An 18,638-nucleotide genomic window follows, 5' to 3' on the forward strand; every position below is an offset into this window, starting at 1 on the left:
ATGGCGCGTTAGCAAAGCGGTTATGCAGCGGATTGCAAATCCGTTTAGTCCGGTTCGACTCCGGAACGTGCCTCCATCTTCTCCTCGTTTCATCCCGTAAAGTATTTTCATCACACCAGCCCAGTGTGGATCACTCTGCTCAATATCCTTGCTGCAACAACAGCTGCTCACAGCCCTGTTGCTGCCACTCCCGTTCCAGATAGCGGTTGACCTGCGTCAGGTCCTGTCCCCGGTATTGAAACTGCACTTCGGCCGAGTGTTCGGTCACATCCATCATCTTCTGTTTCAACTGGCCGCATTGCCACATGCTGACGGTGGGTGCTCCCTTGTAGGCCAGCGTGATGCTGTCGGCTTGGTTGAGCTGCCAATCCTGCCATTCCGACCAGAGCAGCAGGCCCAGTATCCCTATGATCGCCATTTCTGCGGGTTTCATCGTACCGACTCCATCTTGAGTGCCAACTCATTAAATCTGGTCGACGGGAGCTGCTTTGCCAGCTTTTGTTGCCTGTAAGTTAATAGATGTAACCCAATTTCACTTTAAGGCTTTTAAGGGATCTTTTTGCAAAAAAATGGGAATCTTGGTGTAGTAATCCTACAAATTGTGGAGTAATCTTTGCTCAGTGGTCTTACCAGCAAGGAGTTCTATCATGTTTCATCCCTATTCCCTGACTCAGATAATTCTTCGTCGCATCTATGTGCTGCTGGTGGGTATGCTGGCCTTCCCCGTGATGCTGTTTCGCAGCGATCGGGCCCGTTTCTACAGCTATCTGCACCGGATCTGGAACAAGACCAGCACCAAGCCGGTATGGCTCAAGATGAGCGAGCGTGGCGAGCGGATCTTCTACTAAGTCAGGTTTCAATTGAAAAAGACAGCTGCGGCTGTCTTTTTTGTCATTAAGTATCGGCCGCCGATGCCCGCACGGTGGTATCGTGCCAATCAAACCCCGCCCTCTGGCGGGGTTTTTTATTGCCTGCATCCTGGGTATTGGCGGCGGCAGGGTGGCGCAGTGCACATTTTCATGGCGAAAGAACATTTGAAAGGGGAATGAAATAACCCTTTAAAAACAGTCTGTTGCCAATTGTGTTTTTTATAGATGTGCCGATTTTGCATTTTTTTTGAAATCAATTCGCCGGCGCTCCGGTTCTATGGAGGGCATCCGGTCGTGACCGATCGGGCACACCACACACAATCAGAAGGAACAGAACATGAACGTTAAAAAGAGCACTGCCATCGCTTCCGCCATGACCGGTCTGCTGGCCCTCGGCGCCCAGTTCGTCGCCGCCCCGGCCATGGCGGCTGATGAAAAGGAGAAGTGCTACGGGGTGGTGAAGGCGAGCAAGAACGACTGCGCGACCAAGACCAGCTCCTGCGCCGGTACCGCCAAGATGGATGCCCAGGGTGACGCCTTCGTGGTGGTGCCCAAGGGGCTGTGCGAGAAGCTGGCGGGTGGCTCGCTGCAACCCAAGTAAGGCTGGGTGCCACGGTGTTGCCTCAGGGGCACCGTGGCCTTCTTTTGGCTGGTTTGCAGCGAGGCTTTGCGATGAACCCCTTGATTGGTATTGGATTGCGCACGCCCCATTACGACGAGATATTGCGTACCCTGCCGGCGGTTGGCTGGCTGGAGGTGCACAGCGAAAATTACTTTGAACGTCACAGCCGGGGTTTTCAGGTGCTGAGCGAGTTGGCCCGGCACTATCCTGTCAGCCTGCACGGCGTCGGCATGTCGCTGGGCTCGGCCGATGCACTCGACCTTGAACATCTGGCCAGCCTCTCGGCGCTGGCCCGCGCCATCAAACCGGTGCGCATCTCGGAGCACCTCAGCTGGGGCAGTATTGGGGGGCGCCACTTCAACGATCTGCTGCCGGTCCCCTATACCCGGGAGAGCCTGCTCAACATAAGCGACAAGATCATGCAAGTGCAGGAGGCGCTCGGCTGCCGGCTGCTGATCGAGAACCCCTCTTCATACCTGCAACTGGCGGGGGAGATGCCGGAGTGGGAGTTTCTAGCTGAGCTGCAGCGACGCAGCGACTGCGCCATCCTGCTCGATCTCAACAACCTCTACGTCAGTGCCTTCAACCACGGCTTTGCATGCCGTGACTATCTGGCTGCCATCGACATCGCTACGGTGGGCGAAATTCACCTGGCCGGTTTTACCGATCAGTCTCTGCCACAGGGGCACCTCTATATCGATACCCACAGCGCGCCGGTGAGCGAACCGGTGTGGGCACTCTATGAGGAGATCTGCCGCCAGCGCGCCATTCCCACCCTGATCGAGTGGGACCTCGAGATACCGCCGCTCCCCGTGTTGTTGGCAGAGGCCGAGCGCGCGAGCGCCATGCTGGACGCCGCCATGGCCACCCATCTTGTGCCGGAGGCCGCCCATGTCTGAGCTGGCTCGCCGGCAGCAGCAGTTTGCCGAGGGGCAGCTTGGCCAGAGCGAGGCCATCCTGCCCCATATCCACTCCCGTCTCTTTACGGCGGATGCCGTGCTGCAGGTTTATCGCAACCACTTCATCCTGAGCCTTGGCGAGGTGCTGGCGGGCAGCTACCCGGCCGTCAAAGCCATGGTGGGGGAGGCGTTTTTCGACGCCGCGGCGCGCGGCTTCGTGCTGGCAGAGCCGCTCTACGAAGGGAGCGTGATGCACTACGGCGCCGGCTTTGGCGACTGGCTTGCCCGGCTGCCGACCACCGCCGAACTGCCCTGGCTGGGGGAGCTGGCCCGCTTCGAGTGGGCACTGGAGCGCACCAGTTTGCTGGCTGCCGAGGGGCGCCACTGGCCGGCCGAGCGGGTGGCCGCCCTGCCGCCAGCTGCCTGGCAGACGCTGGTGCTGATCCCGGCCTGCGATCTGTGCCTGTTCGACAGTCCGCGCCCGGTTGATGCCCTCTGGCAGATGGCCCTGCACGAGGGCGAGACGGTGCAGGATCTAGCGGCTCCCGCCTGGCTAGCCCTCAAGAAACAGCCCGATTATCGGGTATTGCCGCTGAGCCTGAGCGAAGGAGAGTGGCGCCTGCTGGATGGCTGCCGCCAGGGCATTGCCCTGTCGGCCCTGCTGGCACGGGACTCGCAGGCTGCAGAGTCTCTGTCCCGCCTCGTCACCCTGGGCCTGTTGGTCGATGTGACCTCAACGCTGGAGTAAATTCGATGACAAATCACAAGTGGACACTGATGCAACCGGTGGGCCCCGCCGTTCCCTGGTGGCTGAGCGGTGCCCTGTTGCTGCTGGCCAGATGTTGGGTGGCGGTGGCCTTCTTTCGTTCCGGCTGGCTCAAGCTGAGCGCCTGGGACAGCACCCTCTATCTGTTCGAATTCGAGTATCAGGTGCCCCTGCTGCCCTGGCAGTGGGCGGCCTGGCTTGGCACGGCCACCGAGCTGCTGCTGCCGGTGCTGCTGCTGGTCGGGCTCTTTACCCGACCGGTCGCCGCCCTGTTGTTTGCCTTCAACATGGTGGCGGTGATCTCCTATCCCACCCTCTGGGCCGGCGGCTTTTACGATCACCAGCTGTGGGGCTGGATGCTGCTGACTCTGGTCGTCTGGGGGGCGGGGCCGCTGGCCTGGGACCAGTGGCGCCTTGCCAGGCGGGCGTGAAGTCTCAACACTGGTGCTTTGTTCAGGCGCCCACAGGGAGCCTGTTCACTTCAACGAGCGTCACAAGGAGAAGCGCCGATGATCATCCGTCAGGCAACGCAGGTAGACATTCCCGCGTTGGTGACCCTGCGCATGGCACTGTTTTGTGAGGTGGGGGAGCTGAGCGACCCGCTGGCCGACCTCGATCTCTGGCAGGCGACCAGCCGCTACTTCAGCACGGCGCAGGCAGAGGAGAGCGCCCGCTCCTGGGTGGCGGAAGTGGATGGCGAGGTGGTGGCGAGTGCGACCCTGGCCCTCTTCGTGCGTCCCCCCTATCCCGGCAACCTGGCGGGGAGGGAGGGCTATCTGCTCAACATGTATACCCTGCCGGCCCACCGCCGGCGGGGGTTGGCCGGCGCCCTGCTGGATCAGATGGCGGACTATGCCAGGGCGCAGCAGCTGGGCCGGGTCTGGCTGCACGCCAGCGACGAGGGACGCCCGCTCTATGAACGGATCGGTTTTGTGGCCAATCCGGCTTACTTGGAGTGGCAGCCCGGGTGATCCCTCGCCGGGCCTTGCACGTATCAGGCGCAGGCTGCACTGCGAGCCCCTCGCCGGCTGTGGCAAAATATCGGCCAAATTCTGATCGCACCACGGTGCTCAACTAAGATCAGCCTCAACAGGTTCGTGACGGTTCACCCAGCACCGAGTCTTGTGCCCTTTTCCACCTTGTCAGTACAGAGGTATGACATCCATGTTCAACAACAAGCTGAAGGCGCAGTTGCAGGCCTGCCAGGCACAGCTGGCCGAATCCCAGGGCTTCGTGGAGGCGGTCAAGGAAGGGATCGCAACCATCATGTTCACCCCGGATGGCGAGATCCTGGAGGCCAACCAGCCATTCTTGAGCCTGATGGGTTACAGCGCGATGGAGTTGCAGGGGCAGCACCACCGAATGTTTTGCAGCCCGGAGCTGGTTCGCTCTGCCGATTACCAGCAATTCTGGGCCCAGCTCAAGCAGGGCCGGGTCAAGTCCGGCATCTTCTCGCGTCTCAACAAGCGGGGCGAGGTGGTCTGGTTGGAGGCGAGCTACTTCCCGGTCAAGTCGCAGGGGCGGGTGACCCGGGTGATCAAGATCGCCAGCGACATTACTGACAAGCATCAACAACTGCTGAGCCAGCAGGCGATCACCAAGGCGCTGGAACGCTCGCTGGCGATGATCGAGTTCACTCCGAATGGCGACATCATTTCGGCCAATCCCAACTTCCTGAGCTGTCTCGGCTACACCCTGGCCGAGATAAAGGGGCGCAATCACCGCATGTTCTGTGATGACGCCTTCTATGAAGAGCATCCCCGCTTCTGGGAGGAGCTGGCTCAGGGACAGTTCAAGTCCGGGCTCTTCTTGCGGCGCAACAGTCATGGCGATGCGATCTGGCTGGAGGCCACCTACAACCCGATCTGCGACGAAAGCGGCAAGGTGAACCGGGTCATCAAGTTTGCCAGCGACATCACCGAGCGGGTGACCAAGAGCCACGCCGTGCGCGATGCCGCTCAGGTGGCCCATGCCACGGCCCAGGAGACCCTGCGCAGTGCCGAGCAGGGGGCGGATCTGTTGCGCTCGGTGGTGGACACCTCGTCGCTCATCAGCGAGCAGGTGGACAAGACCATCCTGCTCATCAACCAGCTCAACGAGCAGTCTAAAAGCATCGAGGCCATTGTCTCCACCATCAGCAGCATCGCCGATCAGACCAATCTGCTGGCCCTCAATGCGGCCATCGAGGCGGCCCGGGCCGGGGATCAGGGGCGCGGTTTCGCAGTGGTAGCCGATGAGGTGCGCCAGCTGGCGGCACGCACGTCGCTCTCCACCGACGAGATTGCCAAGGTGGTGCAGAAGAACCGCGAGCTGACCGCCAAAGTGACCGACGACATGGCCAGGGTGGCCGGCAGCGCCGAGCTCGGCAAGCAGCAGATCGACAAGGTCAACGAGGTGATGGCGGAGATCCGGCAGGAGGCCAACAACGTCTCGGCGACCGTCTCCAGCCTCTCCATCTGATGCCGTTCAGGGGGCCTGCCTCGTGAGAGGCAGGCTGTCATCCTGGCCGTTATTTCGACAGGCTGTGTGAATGGTGAGCAGTCGATATCCCAGTCTGAACCCCCGCTGTATCGCTCCCTGCTTGTGAATTGCCCGTTGGGGGCGGCCTGTTTAGGCTTGCCGCCTCATTATTTCTGGAGCAAGCGAAGACGATGGCAACGAGAAGAAAGGGCAGGGCACTGGCGCTGCTGGCGGGCATGGTGGCAAGCGTGGGACTGAGCGGCTGCATGGGGCAGATGGGGCTCTCCGCCATGGTAACCAAGGGCAACCTCAGCGTGGTGGACAACCGTTATGGCCGGGCCGGGGTCTTCGTCCTGCTCTCGCCGGTCTACGGCCTGGCGGCCACCGCCGATCTGTTCGTGTTCAACACCATCGAATTCTGGTCGGGCAAGAACCCCATCACCGGCAAGTCGCCGGCGCTGGTGGATCAGAAGCTGGACGCCCTGATCAAGGTCAACCAGCACCTGGATCCGTCCCTCAACAAGGTGCCGCTGGCCATGCTGCCGCAAGGGGTACGTGAGGTGGAGGTGAGCTACCCGGACGAGCGCACCGCCCAGATGGAGGTGCACTACCTGGACGGGCGCAGCAGCCTGATGCGTGGCGAGAAGCGCGGCGCGTTGCTGGACATCTACTTCGACGGCCGGCTGGTGTCGACCCTGACCCCGGCCCAGCTGGAGGAAAAAGCCCGGACTGGCAGCGCCGAGGCGTAAATTCATCTGAATCCAGATCTATTCCTCTCTGGATAAGGTATACCTAGTCAGCAGGCAAGATCGCCATGATGTCCAAGGGAGCAGGCTATGACGGTGAATGGATTGCGGTTGGCAGAGTTGATTGGTTCCCTCAGTCATGCACTCGACATGACAGAGGGACAACCAAGAGGGCACTGCATTCGCTGTTGCTGGATAGGTTCCCGGCTGGCCGAGCGGCTGGCGCTGGATGCCCGGCAGCGCCATGATCTCTATTACATGCTGCTGCTCAAGGATCTGGGGTGCAGCAGCAATGCGGCCCGTATCTGCGAGCTCTATCTCACCGACGATCTTCACTTCAAACGCGACTTCAAGCTGGTGGATGGCTCCCTCTCCGAGGTGGTCAACTTCGTGCTGGGCCACACCGGGTTGCAGGCGGATCTGCTGGGGCGTTTTCGCAGCCTGTTCCACATCTTTCGCAATGGCGATCAGATAGCCAACGAACTGATCCAGACCCGTTGCCACCGGGGGGCGGACATCGCTCGCCAGTTGCGGTTCAGTGAAGAGGTTGCCGCCGGCATTCTCTCTCTGGATGAGCACTGGAACGGCAAAGGTCGGCCGTTGCAACTGGCCGGTGACGCGATTCCGCTCTTTTCTCGCATAGCGCTGCTCTGCCAGGTGGTGGATGTGTTTCACGCTACTGCTGGCCCGGATGCCGCCCTCAAAGAGCTTCGCGAGCGCAGCGGCAGCTGGTTTGATCCTCAATTGGTTAGCGAGTTTGAGGCGTTGGCGGATGACGACTTCTGGCAAGGACTGGCGGATCCCAGATTGGCTGAGTGGGTGTTCGTTCACCCGGCCGGGCAGGGGGAAGTCGCTCTGGATGAAGACTATCTGGACGAGATCGCGGCGGCGTTCGGCCAGGTGGTGGACTCCAAAAGTCCCTACACCGCTGGTCATAGTGGCCGGGTGGCGCTCTATACCGACATCCTCGCCACCCAGATGGGCTTGTCCGAGCAGCGACGACGCTGGCTCAAGCGCGGCGCTTTGCTCCACGACGTGGGCAAGCTGGGGGTGAGCAACGCCATTCTCGACAAGCCGGGCAAGCTGGATGCGCAGGAGTGGGCCGCCGTGCAGATGCATGCCGCCTATACCGAGGAGATCCTGAGTCGCATCGGGGCGTTCGAGGAGCTGGCGCAAGTGGCGGGGGCCCACCATGAGCGCCTCGATGGCAAGGGTTATCCCAAAGGATTGAAAGGGGACGAGATAGCCTTGGAGACCCGCATCATCACCACGGCCGACATTTTTGATGCCATCACGGCCAAACGCCCCTATCGCGGTGCCATCCCGGTGCCCCAGGCGCTGGAGATGATGGCGGAGACGCTGGGGTCAGCCATTGATCCGGACTGCTTTGCTGCCCTGCAGGCGGGGATCCAGGATTTTTCCATCTACCTCCCGTTCGAGCAGCCGCTGGCAAACGCCAGTTAATGTTGGCGCCATATCTGGCTTCAAACCATTGGCCTGAGACGACAACGCCCCGCTTTGCGGGGCGTTTTGCTATGAATGGCTCTGGCTGCGGGGTGGGTGCATCACCAGGCCCAGCAGCCGGCGCAGGTGGGTGAGCTGCTCGGTGAGTTGCAGGTTGAGCCACAGATAGCCGCTGATGGCGGCCTCGCCGCCGGCGTCGATCCGCACCCTACCGGCCGCCTCCTGCAGACGGCTGATGGCCAGCTCCGAGCCCTGCAGCTCGCCGCTTTTGAGCATCAGCGCCAGCTCGCTCATCAGCGCCTCGGTCGCCTGCTGGCAGGCGCGCAGCTCCGGGGTGCTCTGCATCAGAAAGTGGCTCTGGCGATCGCGCCAGTAGGTGTTGGCCAGCATCTCCAGGGTGCAGAGGGTGTTGCGCATGGTGGTCTGGATCGCTTCGAACAGGGCGCTGCCAAGGCGGGTCTCCTTGACCGCCGGGGTCAGCAGGGGGCGCAGACTCACCATCTTGGAGAGCAATCTGGCGTGGCTGTGGGCGAGCCGTGGCCGTTCCAGCACGTTGGGGGAGAGGTGGGTGTGATAGAGCCGCTGGGCCTGCTGCAGGGTGTCGTGCATCTGCAGCCGCCAGTGGCTGTAGGCGCGCTGGGGATAGATGCTGCAAAACAGCAGCGCCAGCAGGGAACCCAGGATCACGTCGGCACTGCGCCACAGGGCGGTTTCGATGTCGCCGGGCATGGCCCCCATGGTGACGCCGAGGGTGATGCCGATGAGCAGCCCCACGTAGGGGCGCTTGCCGAGCGCCAGATAGCCGCACAGAAACATGATGCAGCCGCACCACAGCAGCATCAGCGGCAGGGAGTAGAGCTCGAGATAGAGCGCCACCACCCCGCAGCTGGCGCCGAAGATGGTGCCGACCACCCGCTGCAGGGCGCGCGACAGTACATTGCCCCAGAACGAGATGGGGCCCATCACCACCACCAGGGTGATGAGGGGCCATGTGCTTTCCGGCAGCTTGAGCTCGCGGGTCAGCAGAAAGGTGAGCATGAAGGCGAGCGCGATGCGCAGGCCGTGGACGATGCGGTAGTGACCGTAGATCAGCAGATCGAGCCGGGAGAGGGGGGCATTCAGGCGCAAGGGACAAGCCTCGGATTCATGGGGGCAACCACCCCGCCACGCCCGGCGGGGTGGTCACCGGTATCAGGCCACTCGTCCCTGGAGTGGGTGGATCCAGACCCGCTCGCCGACCGCGATGGCCGGCTGGGCGGGGACGATTTCAATCAGGCAGTTGGCATCGCTCATGGAGCTGAGGATGCCGGAACCCTGCGGCCCGGTGGTGCGCACCCGCAGCACGCCGCTGGCGTCCTGATGGAAGATGCCGCGCAGGAACTCGGTGCGCCCGGGTCGGCTCTTCATCTGCTGCTCGGCCAGTGCCGACAGGCGCAGCGGTTGCCACACCCGGCCCTGCAGGCGGGCGATGGCGGGCTCGACGAATTGCAGGAAGCAGATCATGGCGGCCACCGGGTTGCCGGGCAGGCCGAAGAAGGGGGTCTGCCCCAGCTTGCCGAAGGCGAGCGGACGGCCCGGCCGCATCTGGATGCGCCAGAAGGCTATCTGGCCAAGCTCGGCGAGCACCTGCTTGATGAAGTCGGCATTGCCCACCGACACCCCGCCCGAGCTCAGCACCAGGTCGGCATCGACCGCGGCCTGTGCCAGCTGTTGGCGCAGGATGACGGGATCATCGGGGATGATGCCAAGGTCCATCACCTCGCAGCCAGCCCCGGCGATGAGCGCCATCAGGGTGAAGCGGTTGCTGTCGAAGATGTGGCCGGGGGCGAGCGTCTCGCCCGGTGCCTGCACCTCGTCGCCGGTGCTGAACAGCGCCACCTTGAGCGGTGCGCGTACGCTGAGCGTTGCCTGCCCCAGAGAAGCCGCCAGCCCGAGCTGAGGGGCACCGAGGCGGGTGCCGGCCGCGATGGCGACCGCCCCCAGCGCCAGATCTTCGCCGGCCTGACGCACGTTCTGCCCCGCCTTGATGGGGGCGCTGACGCTGACCCATTCACCGTCAAGCTCGGTCTCTTCGCGCATCACCACGGTATCGACGCCGGGGGGCAGCGGGGCGCCGGTCATGATCTGCACCGCCTGTCCGGCCAGTACCGGCTCGCTGCGCGGCTGGCCCGCCAGCACTTCTCCCACCAGTTGCCAGCGGCCGGCGGCGAGATCGTCGCTGCGCAGGCCAATGCCGTCCATCGCCGAGTTGGCGTGGGGCGGCACATTGATGGGGCTGACGAGATCCCCCGCCAGCACGGCGCCGTGGCAGCGGGCGAGCGGCAGGTCGATGCTGCGGGTAGAGGGGGCGAGTGCATCAAGAATGGCCTGACGCGCCCCCTCGACCGACAGAAAGCCGTTGCCAGCCTCCTGTTCCCGCGTCTGACTCTCTTTGAGCCAGTGGCAGACGAAGTCGGCGATGGCGTCCAGATCATTGATGTCGAGCCGGGGCAGGGCGGTCTCTGCGGGCTGGTCGCTGGCCACGGCGATGATGTCGCGATCACTCGGGAACAGCAGCGGCTTGCCGATGGCGGCGCGGTGCAGCTCGATTTTCGGGAAGTGCTCGTGCTTGAACCCTTCCACCAGCAGCAAGTCGAGGCTGCGCTGATCGAAGCTGGCCAGCAGCTCGCGAAAATCGGCCTCACCCAGATCGGTCTCAACGATGCGGGCGTGACGGCGGCGGGAGGCCACCATCATCTGGCTGGCGCCGGCCTGGCGCAGGCGGTGGCTGTCTTTGCCCGGCTGGTCGATGTCAAAGTCGTGGTGGGCGTGCTTGAGCACCCCGAGGCGTAGGCCGCGTCTCACCAGCAGGGGGATGAGCTGCTCGAGCAAGGTGGTCTTGCCGGTGCCGCTCCAGGCGGCAAAGCCGAGCAGGGGCAGGGTGGGGGCCGGGGTCATGAGGTGGCTCCTTGTCCGGTCGCGGAGTCTGGCAGGCGCGCCTCGTAGGCGGCCAGCTCGTCCGGGCTGTTGAGATTGATGAAGGCATCCGGCTGGTCGGCAAAGCTCACCACCGCCATCTGGTGGCGGGCAAACCAGATATCGATTTTGCGCTCTCCCTCGGCCAGCGCGGCGGACAGGGAGGGGAGCAGGGATTTGTGCAGCAGGACCACCACGGGTTGCAGCCAGTCGCCGTCATGGGCCACCACCAGTTCGGTCGCCGGGGTGAGGGCGGCGCGAAAGCGCGCCATCAGATCGCGGGGCAGGGCGGGGCCGTCGCAGGGCACGAACAGCACCCAGTTGTGGCGGGCGGCGGCAAGGCCTGCCTGCATGCCGGCCAGTGGGCCGAGATAGTCGGGGTTGTCGTCGCCGATGACCGGGGCCAGCGCCTGGTAGCGGGCCTGGCTGCGGTTGGCGTTGATCAGGATCTCGTCCACCTGGGGCCTCAGTCGGTCAAGCACGTGGTCGATGAGCGGGCGGCCCGCCAACTCGACCCAGCCCTTGTCGGCGCCCCCCATGCGGGTGGCTCGGCCGCCGGCCAGCACCACGGCGGAGACGGGAAAGCGGTCAGTACGAGGTTCGCTGTTTGAGGTCATGTCGCTCGATGATTTTCAAAGGAGTGGGTTCGTGCAGCCGGCCCCGGGCGAGGGTCCATTGCCGCTCGCACAGGTCGGTCAGATCGTTGCTCTGGTGGCTGATGATGACCAGGCCGCTGCCCTGTTCCCGCAGATCTTGCGCCATGGCGGCCATCAGGGCAACCGAATGTGCATCCAGATTGGCGGTGGGCTCGTCCATCAGCAAAAAGGCGGGCTGCAGTGCCCAGGCGCGGGCCATGGCCAGACGCTGACGCTCGCCGCCAGACAAAATGCTGATGTGCTCCCGTGCCAGGCTCTCCAGTTCGACCCGGCGCAGCGCCTCGAACACCCGCACCTCGTCGGCGGCGCGATGGCCGAGGGCCCAGGCCACGTTGTCGTGCACGCTGCGATCAAACAGGTAGGGGGTCTGGTGTAGGTAGGTGACCCGACCCGGCCCCGGATCGCGCTTGAGCCACTGGCCGAGCTTGCCGCGCCAGCCAGAGGGGAGGTTGGTGTGGCCCCGGGTCGGGGTGAGCAGGCCGGCCAGGATCTTGAGCAAGGTGGTCTTGCCCACCCCGTTCGCGCCGCGCAGCCAGATGGCGTCGCCGGCCGCGATGGAGAGCTGCTCAATCTGGAACAGGTCGCGCTCGCCAAAGCGCATCATCAGCTGGTGGGCGGTCAGGGCCATGGCGTACTCCGGTGGAGGGACGGTGGGGGCATGGTCGGTTCTTCACATAACCGTGACCGCGACAGCGGTGGGGTCAGCAGCATTTGGTTATGGATGACAGTGCGCTGCGCCATGGTCAGTTCTTCAGATAGCTGTGACCACGGCACGCGGTCAGCAACAGGTTGAGCAGCAGGGCCAGGGCCAGCAGCACTATGCCGAGCGCCACCCCCTGGGTGAAGGCCCCTTTCTGGGTCTCCAGCGCGATGGCGGTGGGGATGTTGCGGGTGAAGTGCAAAATGTTGCCCCCCACCATCATGGAGCAGCCCACCTCGGTGACGATGCGGCTGAAGGCGCCGATCACCGCCGCCAGCAGGCCGAAGCGGCACTCGCGCATCAGCCCGAGCAGCGCCTTGGGCCAGGAGAGCCCCAGGGTGCGGGCGGTCTCCCAGGCGCGCCTATCGCTTTGCACGAACGCGGCGTGGGCCATGGTTGCGATCACCGGAAAGGCGATCAGCATCTGCCCCACCACCATGGCCTGCTGGGTGAACAGCATCTTCCAGTCGCCGAAGGGGCCGGCCCGCGACAGCAGCATGTAGAGCAAGAGGCCAATCACCACGGTCGGTACCGACTGCAGGGTATTGATGCAGGAGAGCCAGAGCCAGCGCGCCGGGATCGGCAGATAGGCCAGCGCGAAGCCGAGCAGCAGGGCCGGCAGCAGCACCAGCCCGAGCGCGAGGCCCGACACCGAGAAGGAGACCCCCACCACCTGCCACAGCTCGGCGTCGCCGCTGAACAGCAGCGCCAGGGCGGCCAGTGTGGTTTCGATCAGGGTCGGCACCGGGCGCCTCCGTCATTCAAGGTGGCGAGGGGCGCCAGGGGCTGGTCGAGCAGGGGCGGCCGTGGCATCACTGCGGCTTGGCGTCGGCCACGAACAGCGGCTGGCCGGCCACCTTGAAGTCACCGATAAGCTGCTGACCATGCTGGGAGACCAGCCAGTTCTTCAGGGTGCGGGCCCCTTCGGTGTTGAGATCCGGGTAACGCTTGGGGTTGACCAGGATCACTTGGTAGGGGTTGAACAACCGCTTGTCCCCCTCCAGCAGCACGGCGAGATCCAGCTTGCTCTGGTAGGCGAGCCAGGTGCCGCGGTCGGTCAGGGTGTAGGCACCCAGCTCCGAAGCCATGGTCAGGGTCGGCCCCATGCCCTGGCCGATGGACTTGTAGCCGGCGAACTCAGGCTTGACGTCGGCCGCCTGCCACAGGGTCTTCTCCTTGATGTGGGTGCCGGACTCGTCCCCGCGGGAGATAAAGGTCTGCCCCTTCTCCTTGATGGCCTGCAGCGCCTTGGCGGCGTCGTGCAGCTTGCCAAGACCGGCCGGATCTTTCGTCGGGCCGACGATGACGAAGTCGTTGTACATCAGGTGCTCAGGCTCGATGCCAAAGCCCGCCTCGACGAAGGCCTTCTCGGCAGAGGGAGCGTGGGTCATCACCAGATCCGCGTCGCCGTTCTCGCCCATCTTCAGGCTCTGGCCGGTACCGGCCGCCATCACCTGCACCGGGTAGCCGGTCTCCTTGGTGAATTGGGGCAGCAGCCAGCCCAGCAGGCCGGACTGTTCGGTGCTGGTGGTGGTGGCGAGGCGGATGGGTGCCTTGGTCTCGGCATGGCTGGCAGCGCTCCAGAGCGGCAGGCTGAGCAGCAGGGCGGAGGAGAGGGCAAGGGCGAGGCGTTTGCGCACTGTGGCTGTGATCATGATGTCAGGGTACCCGGTGATGGAGAGAGGGCAGGACTAAGCAAGCAGGGTGCCAAGCTGACCGCGAGCCTTGTTCGGCCCGGTTTTTAATGTGAAAACAGTCGGTTAAGCGCACTAATTGCGTGATGGCACCGTCGCTTTTAATAAACGGAGTTGGCACTTGGGGCCGGTTAGCGACAAAATGTCCCACAGTTTATAAGGTCGGTGGGACAATCCCGGAACCTTGTTGAATCTGAGGTACTTTTTTCATGACTGCACCCGCCAGCCGCTGGTCCGCCCTCTCCTTGCTCATCGTCGACGACGAACCAGGCATGCGCAGCTTCCTCGCCAAGGCGCTGGCCCGCCGCTTCGCCCAGATAGAGACGGCCGCCAGCGTGGAGGAGGCCGAAGCCCTGCGTTGCCGCCTGCATTTCGATCTCATCATCGCCGACATCCGCCTGCCGGGGCGCTCCGGCATCGAGTGGCACGAGGCCATCGATCCCGCCACCCGGCGCAGCGACATCATCTTCATGACCGGCTTTGGCGACATGGAGACGGCCCTCAAGGCGTTGCGGCTCGGCGCCAGCGACTTCATTCTCAAACCCTTCAACCTGGATCAGATGGTGCAGGCGGTGGACCGGGTCATCGAGCGCCGCCAGATGGAGCGGGAGAACCTGCTGCTGCGCCGGGAGGTGAGCAAGCTGTTCCCGCCCACCCTGATCGGCGACAGCGCCAAGACCCGCGAGCTCAAGACGCTGATCGCCCGGGTCGCCCCCTCCAACGCCGCCGTGCTGGTGGAGGGGGAGTCCGGCACCGGCAAGGAGCTGGTGGCCCGCGCCCTGCACCAGCTCTCTGGCCGGGTGGGGGCCTTCGTGCCGCTCAACTGCGCCTCCATCGCCCCCGAGCTGCTGGAAAGCGAGCTGTTCGGCCACGTGCAGGGGGCCTTTACCGGCGCCCGCAAGGGGCGCGACGGCCTGTTCCGGGTCGCCCACCAGGGCACGCTGTTTCTGGACGAGATCGGCGAGATGCCGCTCGCCATGCAGGCCTCCCTGCTGCGGGCGCTGGAGCAGAAAGCCATCCGCCCGGTGGGGGCCGAGCGGGAACTTTCGGTGGACGTGCGTATCGTCGCCGCCACCAACCGCAACCTGAAGGCGGAGGTGGAGGCGGGCCGTTTTCGTGAAGACCTCTTCTATCGCCTCAACGTGGTGGCGCTGCCGGTGGCCCCCCTGCGCGAGCGGATCGATGACATCCCCGCCCTGGTGCACCACTTCACCCGCCAACTCACTGCCGAGATGGGCATGGGCGCCCTGCACTGGACCCACGAGGACGTAGTAGCCATGCAGGCCTACCCCTGGCCCGGCAACGTGCGCGAGCTGCGCAACCTCATCGAGCGCTGCCTGCTGCTGGGCAAGCCGCCTGCCGAATACTGGCAGAGCGCCAAGCCGGCCGAGTCGGCGCGGGGCGAGGAGGGCTATCCGTTGGAGTGGGCGCTGGCCGAGGTGGAGAAGGCTCACATCCTGCAGGTGGTGGCGAGCCATGATGGCAACAAGTCGGCCGCCTCCCGGGTGCTCGGGGTGGCGCGCAAGACCCTGGAGCGCAAGTTCAAGGAGTGGGCCATCGAATGAGCCGGCTCGCCCCTTGCCGCCGGAGTGAGTCATGAGGCTGGCGCAGATCCCGTGGTTGCTCAGAACCAAGGTGCGCTGGCGTCTGCTGCTGCTCACCTCGGTGCCCATCATGCTGACTTTGGCCGGCATGATAGGACTGACCCTCTACTGGACCCTCACCTACAGCTGGCAGAATCTGCTCACCACGGTGCGCAGCGACCTTGGCGTGGCACACCACGCGGTGAGCGTGCAGCAGCAGCGCCAGGCCGAGCACCTCGAGCACCTGCGCGATGCCTGGGCCTTCCAGCTGCAGCTGCGCGAATCTCCCGCCCGCTTGCGCCAATGGGTGATGCCGCTCGCCGCCAACTACGGCCTCGATTTTTTGCGCCTGCGCAGCGGCAGCGAGCTGGATCTGCTGCCAGCGCAGGATCGCGCGGCCCTCGCCGCCGGGCGCAGCGTCAGCCACTTCGTGGTCTGGTCGCGGGAGCAACTGCTGGCGCTCTCGCCGGCGCTGGCCAGCCGTGCCGTGCTGGAGCGGGAATATGATCCGGTGGCGGGGCAGGAGACCCGCGGCCTGGTCAGCCTCTCGCTGACCCCGGTGATGGGGCGGGACGGCAGCCTCTGGGGCGTGCTGGAGGGAGGCGAGCTCATCAACGGCAGCACCCGGCTGGTGGACGAGCTCAAGGGCCAGGTGTTCGCCAAGAACACCCTGCCGGCCGGCAGCATCGGCACCGTCACCCTGTTTCTCGGCGATCTGCGAGTGAGCACCAACGTGCCCGCCAGCAGTAGTCGCCAGCTGGGGCGGGCGGTGGGCACCCGGGTGTCGGCGCCGGTGCGCGAGCAGGTGCTGGGCCGCGGTGAGCCCTGGATTGATCGCGCCTTCGTCCACGACGCCTGGTATGTGTCGGGCTACGAGCCGCTCTTGGGCGCCAATGGTGAGCGCATCGGCATGCTCTACGTCGGTTTTCTCGAGTGGCCCATCATCCGCACCTACCTCACCAACCTGCTGGAGCTGGGCTCCGGCGTGGTGGTGTTGCTGCTGCTCTCCGGCCTGCTGGTCTATCGCGGCGCGCGGGACTTGTTCACCCCCATCGAGCGGATGCACAAGGTGGTGCGTCAGGTGCAGGCGGGTCAGCCGGCCCGCATCGGCGTGCTGGCTCTCGACCCCGATCACGAGCTGGCCCAGCTTGGTCGCCAGTTCGACGCCATGCTGGATCAGCAGGCGGCGCACCAGCAGCAGCTGGCCCGCAGCGCCGATGAGCTGGAGCAGAAGGTGGCCGAGCGTACCCAGAGCCTTGAGCAGAAGACCGCCGAGCTCGAGCACCACATCCACATGCTGACCCAGGCCCGCCAGCAGTTGCTCATCAGCGAGAAGCTGGCGGCCCTCGGCGAGCTCTGTGCCGGGGTGGCCCACGAGATCAACAACCCGCTGGCGGTGATCCTCGGCAATGTGGAGCTGATGAAACTGGAGCTGGGGGAGGCGGCCGCGCCGGTGAGCGAGGAGCTGGCGCTGGTGCTGGCCCAGATCGAGCGCATTCGCGCCATCACCCGCAGCCTGCTGCAATATTCCCGCCCCGGCGATTACGAGACGGCGCCGGTGTGGCAGCATCTCACCCCCATCATCGAGGAGAGCCTGACCCTGGTGCGCTCCGCCCTGCGCCAGCAGCAGGTGAACCTGGTGGCCGATCTCAGGGCCCAGCAGCCCATCGAGGCGGATCGCCAGCAGCTGCTGCAGGTGCTGATCAACCTCTTGGTCAACGCCAGCCATGCGCTGGGGGAGCAGGGGGAGATCCGGGTCGAGAGCCGCGACTGGCTGGATGACGCCGGCCAGTTGCAAGGGGCCGAGGTGCGGGTCATCGACAACGGCAGCGGCATCGAGGCAGCCATCATCGACAAGATCTTCGACCCCTTCTTCACCACCCGCGCCACCGGCACCGGGCTGGGGTTGGCCCTGAGCCACCGCATCATCAGCCGCTGGGGCGGGGAGCTGTTGGTAGACTCCACCCCGGGGCAGGGCAGCTGTTTTACCATCCGCCTGCGCAGCCACGCCCGGCTGGCCAGCGGCGGCGAGCGCGACCGGCTGGAGGGGTGGCGCATCGCCCTCAACGCCGAGGGGCGTGAGGCAAGCGTCGAGCCCCAGTCATGACGACATCATAAAAAGCCCGCCGAACTTGAAGGGCACGTATTGCCCTCAACGGGGAGGGGGGTGGCTGTCGAGCTTCAGAGTGAGGCACAAAAAAGCCCGTCAATATTGGTCTTGGCGGGCTTTTTTACGGGCGAGTGAGGGGATACTTACTGCGGGCTCCACACCAGCTTGCCGCTCTGGGTCAGGTCATAGCCGCCAAGGCGGGCCGCCAGCTCGCGCCCCTCGGGGGATTGCAGCCAGCCGATCAGCTGCTGCAGCAGGGTGCGAAAGAAGACCCCCTGCGGCATCACCAGATCGAAGCACTCCTGGGAGAGCGGCATGAAATCGAGGCCGAACTCGGTGGCGGTGCTCTGGGCGCCGGGCCCGACATCGGCATCGCCGCGGCTGATGGCGGCGGCCAGCTCCCGCTCGCTGTTGACCTCGATAGTGCGCTCGAGCCGGGTCAGCGACTCCCCCTGGGTTTGCAGCCACTCCTGCAGGGCGCGCTGGCTGCCGGCCCCCTCCTGGCGCATGGCCCAGCGCCAGTCGAGCGCCTGTCTCGCCTCTTTCGGTTGCAAGCCCCGGCGCAGCACCAGCCCCTGCACCCGCCGAAATCCATGAACGATCACCCATTGCCGGTGGCCCTGATACTGCTGTACCAGCGCCGGGTGGCGCAGGTGGGCCTCCTCGGCCTGCCCCCAATGGATGGCGCACAAGTCCACATGGCCGCGCGCCAGCATCGCCAGTCCCTGCCGGGTGCCGCACGGGGTGTAGCCCACCAGAGCCTGGGTGCCGAGCTGCTGGGCTAGCCGGCTGCTGGCGTAGTGCAGCAGCACGTCGTCTGAGCCCGCCAGCAGCAGGCGGTCGTTCATCACCCCCTCGTGGCAGCTGCCGAGCAGCCAGCGATCGAGCAGGGAGCGGGGAAACAGCCACTTGCCGGTCGCCTTGGTGGCGGGGATGCGCGCCTCGTTGGCGAGCTGGTAGACCTTCTTCTCGTTGAGATCGAGGTATTCCGCCACCTGCTTCACGTTCATAAACTCGTTCATGGCTTGTTCCTGACCCAGGGCTGACGCATCAGTGTTTATACTTTGAACAACCCCATACATTCGAACAAATATTGTTCATTCAGACAGCAGAG

Annotated in this window: 19 protein-coding genes and 1 tRNA gene; 12 read left to right on the plus strand and 8 right to left on the minus strand. The window is 64.6% G+C overall.

The features are described 5' to 3' along the window. Nucleotides 1–2: 2 nt before the first annotated feature. Nucleotides 3–76 (plus strand) — tRNA-Cys (locus PG881_RS22625). A gap of 63 nt (nucleotides 77–139) precedes the next feature. Here PG881_RS22625 and PG881_RS22630 read toward each other — a convergent pair. After that, on the minus strand, nucleotides 140–433 hold the full coding sequence (locus tag PG881_RS22630) for a hypothetical protein (RefSeq protein WP_011706880.1): 294 nt from the start codon (nucleotides 431–433) through the stop codon (nucleotides 140–142). 214 nt (nucleotides 434–647) lie between these two features. Between PG881_RS22630 and PG881_RS22635 the strand changes: the two genes are divergently transcribed. The 9 genes from PG881_RS22635 (at nucleotide 648) to PG881_RS22675 (ending at nucleotide 7,826) form a co-directional block, all read left to right on the plus strand. Further along, nucleotides 648–848, plus strand: a complete 201-nt coding sequence (locus tag PG881_RS22635; protein ID WP_011706879.1) for a YbfA family protein — start codon at nucleotides 648–650, stop codon at nucleotides 846–848. 358 nt (nucleotides 849–1,206) lie between these two features. Further along, nucleotides 1,207–1,470, plus strand: coding sequence for a BufA1 family periplasmic bufferin-type metallophore (locus tag PG881_RS22640; protein WP_016351554.1), 264 nt, complete (start codon nucleotides 1,207–1,209; stop codon nucleotides 1,468–1,470). Nucleotides 1,471–1,541: 71 nt separating this feature from the next. Beyond that, nucleotides 1,542–2,390: an MNIO family bufferin maturase gene (gene bufB / locus PG881_RS22645; protein WP_270803035.1), complete on the plus strand. Its 849-nt coding sequence runs from the start codon at nucleotides 1,542–1,544 to the stop codon at nucleotides 2,388–2,390. Continuing rightward, entirely contained in the window at nucleotides 2,383–3,138 is a 756-nt protein-coding gene (locus PG881_RS22650) for an HvfC/BufC N-terminal domain-containing protein (protein ID WP_270803037.1), read from the plus strand. Before bufB ends, PG881_RS22650 begins: the two co-directional genes overlap by 8 nt. 5 nt (nucleotides 3,139–3,143) lie before the next feature. Beyond that, nucleotides 3,144–3,587, plus strand: coding sequence for a DoxX family protein (locus tag PG881_RS22655; RefSeq protein ID WP_029299474.1), 444 nt, complete (start codon nucleotides 3,144–3,146; stop codon nucleotides 3,585–3,587). 78 nt (nucleotides 3,588–3,665) lie between these two features. Continuing rightward, nucleotides 3,666–4,127 carry a GNAT family N-acetyltransferase gene (locus PG881_RS22660; RefSeq protein WP_270803039.1) on the plus strand — a complete coding sequence of 154 codons (462 nt, stop codon included), beginning with the start codon at nucleotides 3,666–3,668 and terminating at the stop codon, nucleotides 4,125–4,127. A gap of 193 nt (nucleotides 4,128–4,320) precedes the next feature. Further along, entirely contained in the window at nucleotides 4,321–5,616 is a 1,296-nt protein-coding gene (locus PG881_RS22665) for a methyl-accepting chemotaxis protein (RefSeq protein ID WP_270803040.1), read from the plus strand. A gap of 128 nt (nucleotides 5,617–5,744) precedes the next feature. Next, nucleotides 5,745–6,365 carry a DUF3332 domain-containing protein gene (locus PG881_RS22670; protein ID WP_270803042.1) on the plus strand — a complete coding sequence of 207 codons (621 nt, stop codon included), beginning with the start codon at nucleotides 5,745–5,747 and terminating at the stop codon, nucleotides 6,363–6,365. Nucleotides 6,366–6,452: 87 nt separating this feature from the next. Continuing rightward, the gene (locus PG881_RS22675) at nucleotides 6,453–7,826 is read left to right on the plus strand and encodes an HD-GYP domain-containing protein (protein ID WP_146063001.1); all 1,374 of its coding nucleotides are present in this window, start codon (nucleotides 6,453–6,455) and stop codon (nucleotides 7,824–7,826) included. A 69-nt stretch (nucleotides 7,827–7,895) separates the two neighbouring features. On the opposite strand, the gene PG881_RS22680 is transcribed toward PG881_RS22675, so the two are convergent. The 6 genes from PG881_RS22680 to PG881_RS22705 all read right to left on the minus strand — a co-directional run bounded on the left by PG881_RS22680 (nucleotide 7,896) and on the right by PG881_RS22705 (nucleotide 13,792). Beyond that, a complete protein-coding gene (locus PG881_RS22680; protein WP_029299479.1) occupies nucleotides 7,896–8,954 on the minus strand; it encodes an FUSC family protein in 1,059 nt (352 codons plus the stop codon). A 63-nt stretch (nucleotides 8,955–9,017) separates the two neighbouring features. Continuing rightward, complete coding sequence (locus PG881_RS22685; RefSeq protein WP_270803050.1) at nucleotides 9,018–10,763, minus strand: bifunctional molybdopterin-guanine dinucleotide biosynthesis adaptor protein MobB/molybdopterin molybdotransferase MoeA; 1,746 nt, start codon at nucleotides 10,761–10,763, stop codon at nucleotides 9,018–9,020. Continuing rightward, a complete protein-coding gene (gene mobA / locus PG881_RS22690; RefSeq protein WP_270803052.1) occupies nucleotides 10,760–11,398 on the minus strand; it encodes a molybdenum cofactor guanylyltransferase MobA in 639 nt (212 codons plus the stop codon). Before mobA ends, PG881_RS22685 begins: the two co-directional genes overlap by 4 nt. Continuing rightward, nucleotides 11,370–12,065, minus strand: coding sequence for an energy-coupling factor ABC transporter ATP-binding protein (locus tag PG881_RS22695; RefSeq protein WP_005303221.1), 696 nt, complete (start codon nucleotides 12,063–12,065; stop codon nucleotides 11,370–11,372). Before PG881_RS22695 ends, mobA begins: the two co-directional genes overlap by 29 nt. 115 nt (nucleotides 12,066–12,180) lie before the next feature. Then, the gene (locus PG881_RS22700) at nucleotides 12,181–12,882 is read right to left on the minus strand and encodes an ABC transporter permease (protein ID WP_043163605.1); all 702 of its coding nucleotides are present in this window, start codon (nucleotides 12,880–12,882) and stop codon (nucleotides 12,181–12,183) included. A 67-nt stretch (nucleotides 12,883–12,949) separates the two neighbouring features. Continuing rightward, a complete protein-coding gene (locus tag PG881_RS22705; RefSeq protein ID WP_270803055.1) occupies nucleotides 12,950–13,792 on the minus strand; it encodes a substrate-binding domain-containing protein in 843 nt (280 codons plus the stop codon). A 248-nt stretch (nucleotides 13,793–14,040) separates the two neighbouring features. On the opposite strand from PG881_RS22705, the gene PG881_RS22710 reads away from it, so the two are divergent. Both PG881_RS22710 and PG881_RS22715 read left to right on the plus strand, forming a co-directional pair. Continuing rightward, complete coding sequence (locus PG881_RS22710) at nucleotides 14,041–15,396, plus strand: sigma-54-dependent transcriptional regulator (RefSeq protein ID WP_270803057.1); 1,356 nt, start codon at nucleotides 14,041–14,043, stop codon at nucleotides 15,394–15,396. Between the two features lie 31 nt (nucleotides 15,397–15,427). Then, nucleotides 15,428–17,521, plus strand: coding sequence for a sensor histidine kinase (locus PG881_RS22715; RefSeq protein WP_270803059.1), 2,094 nt, complete (start codon nucleotides 15,428–15,430; stop codon nucleotides 17,519–17,521). A 146-nt stretch (nucleotides 17,522–17,667) separates the two neighbouring features. Here PG881_RS22715 and PG881_RS22720 read toward each other — a convergent pair whose 3' ends face one another. Continuing rightward, complete coding sequence (locus tag PG881_RS22720; RefSeq protein ID WP_024944156.1) at nucleotides 17,668–18,534, minus strand: helix-turn-helix transcriptional regulator; 867 nt, start codon at nucleotides 18,532–18,534, stop codon at nucleotides 17,668–17,670. Nucleotides 18,535–18,638 lie beyond the last annotated feature (104 nt).

The sequence above is a fragment of the Aeromonas sp. QDB54 genome, assembly GCF_027707385.1.
GTDB lineage: Bacteria > Pseudomonadota > Gammaproteobacteria > Enterobacterales > Aeromonadaceae > Aeromonas > Aeromonas hydrophila.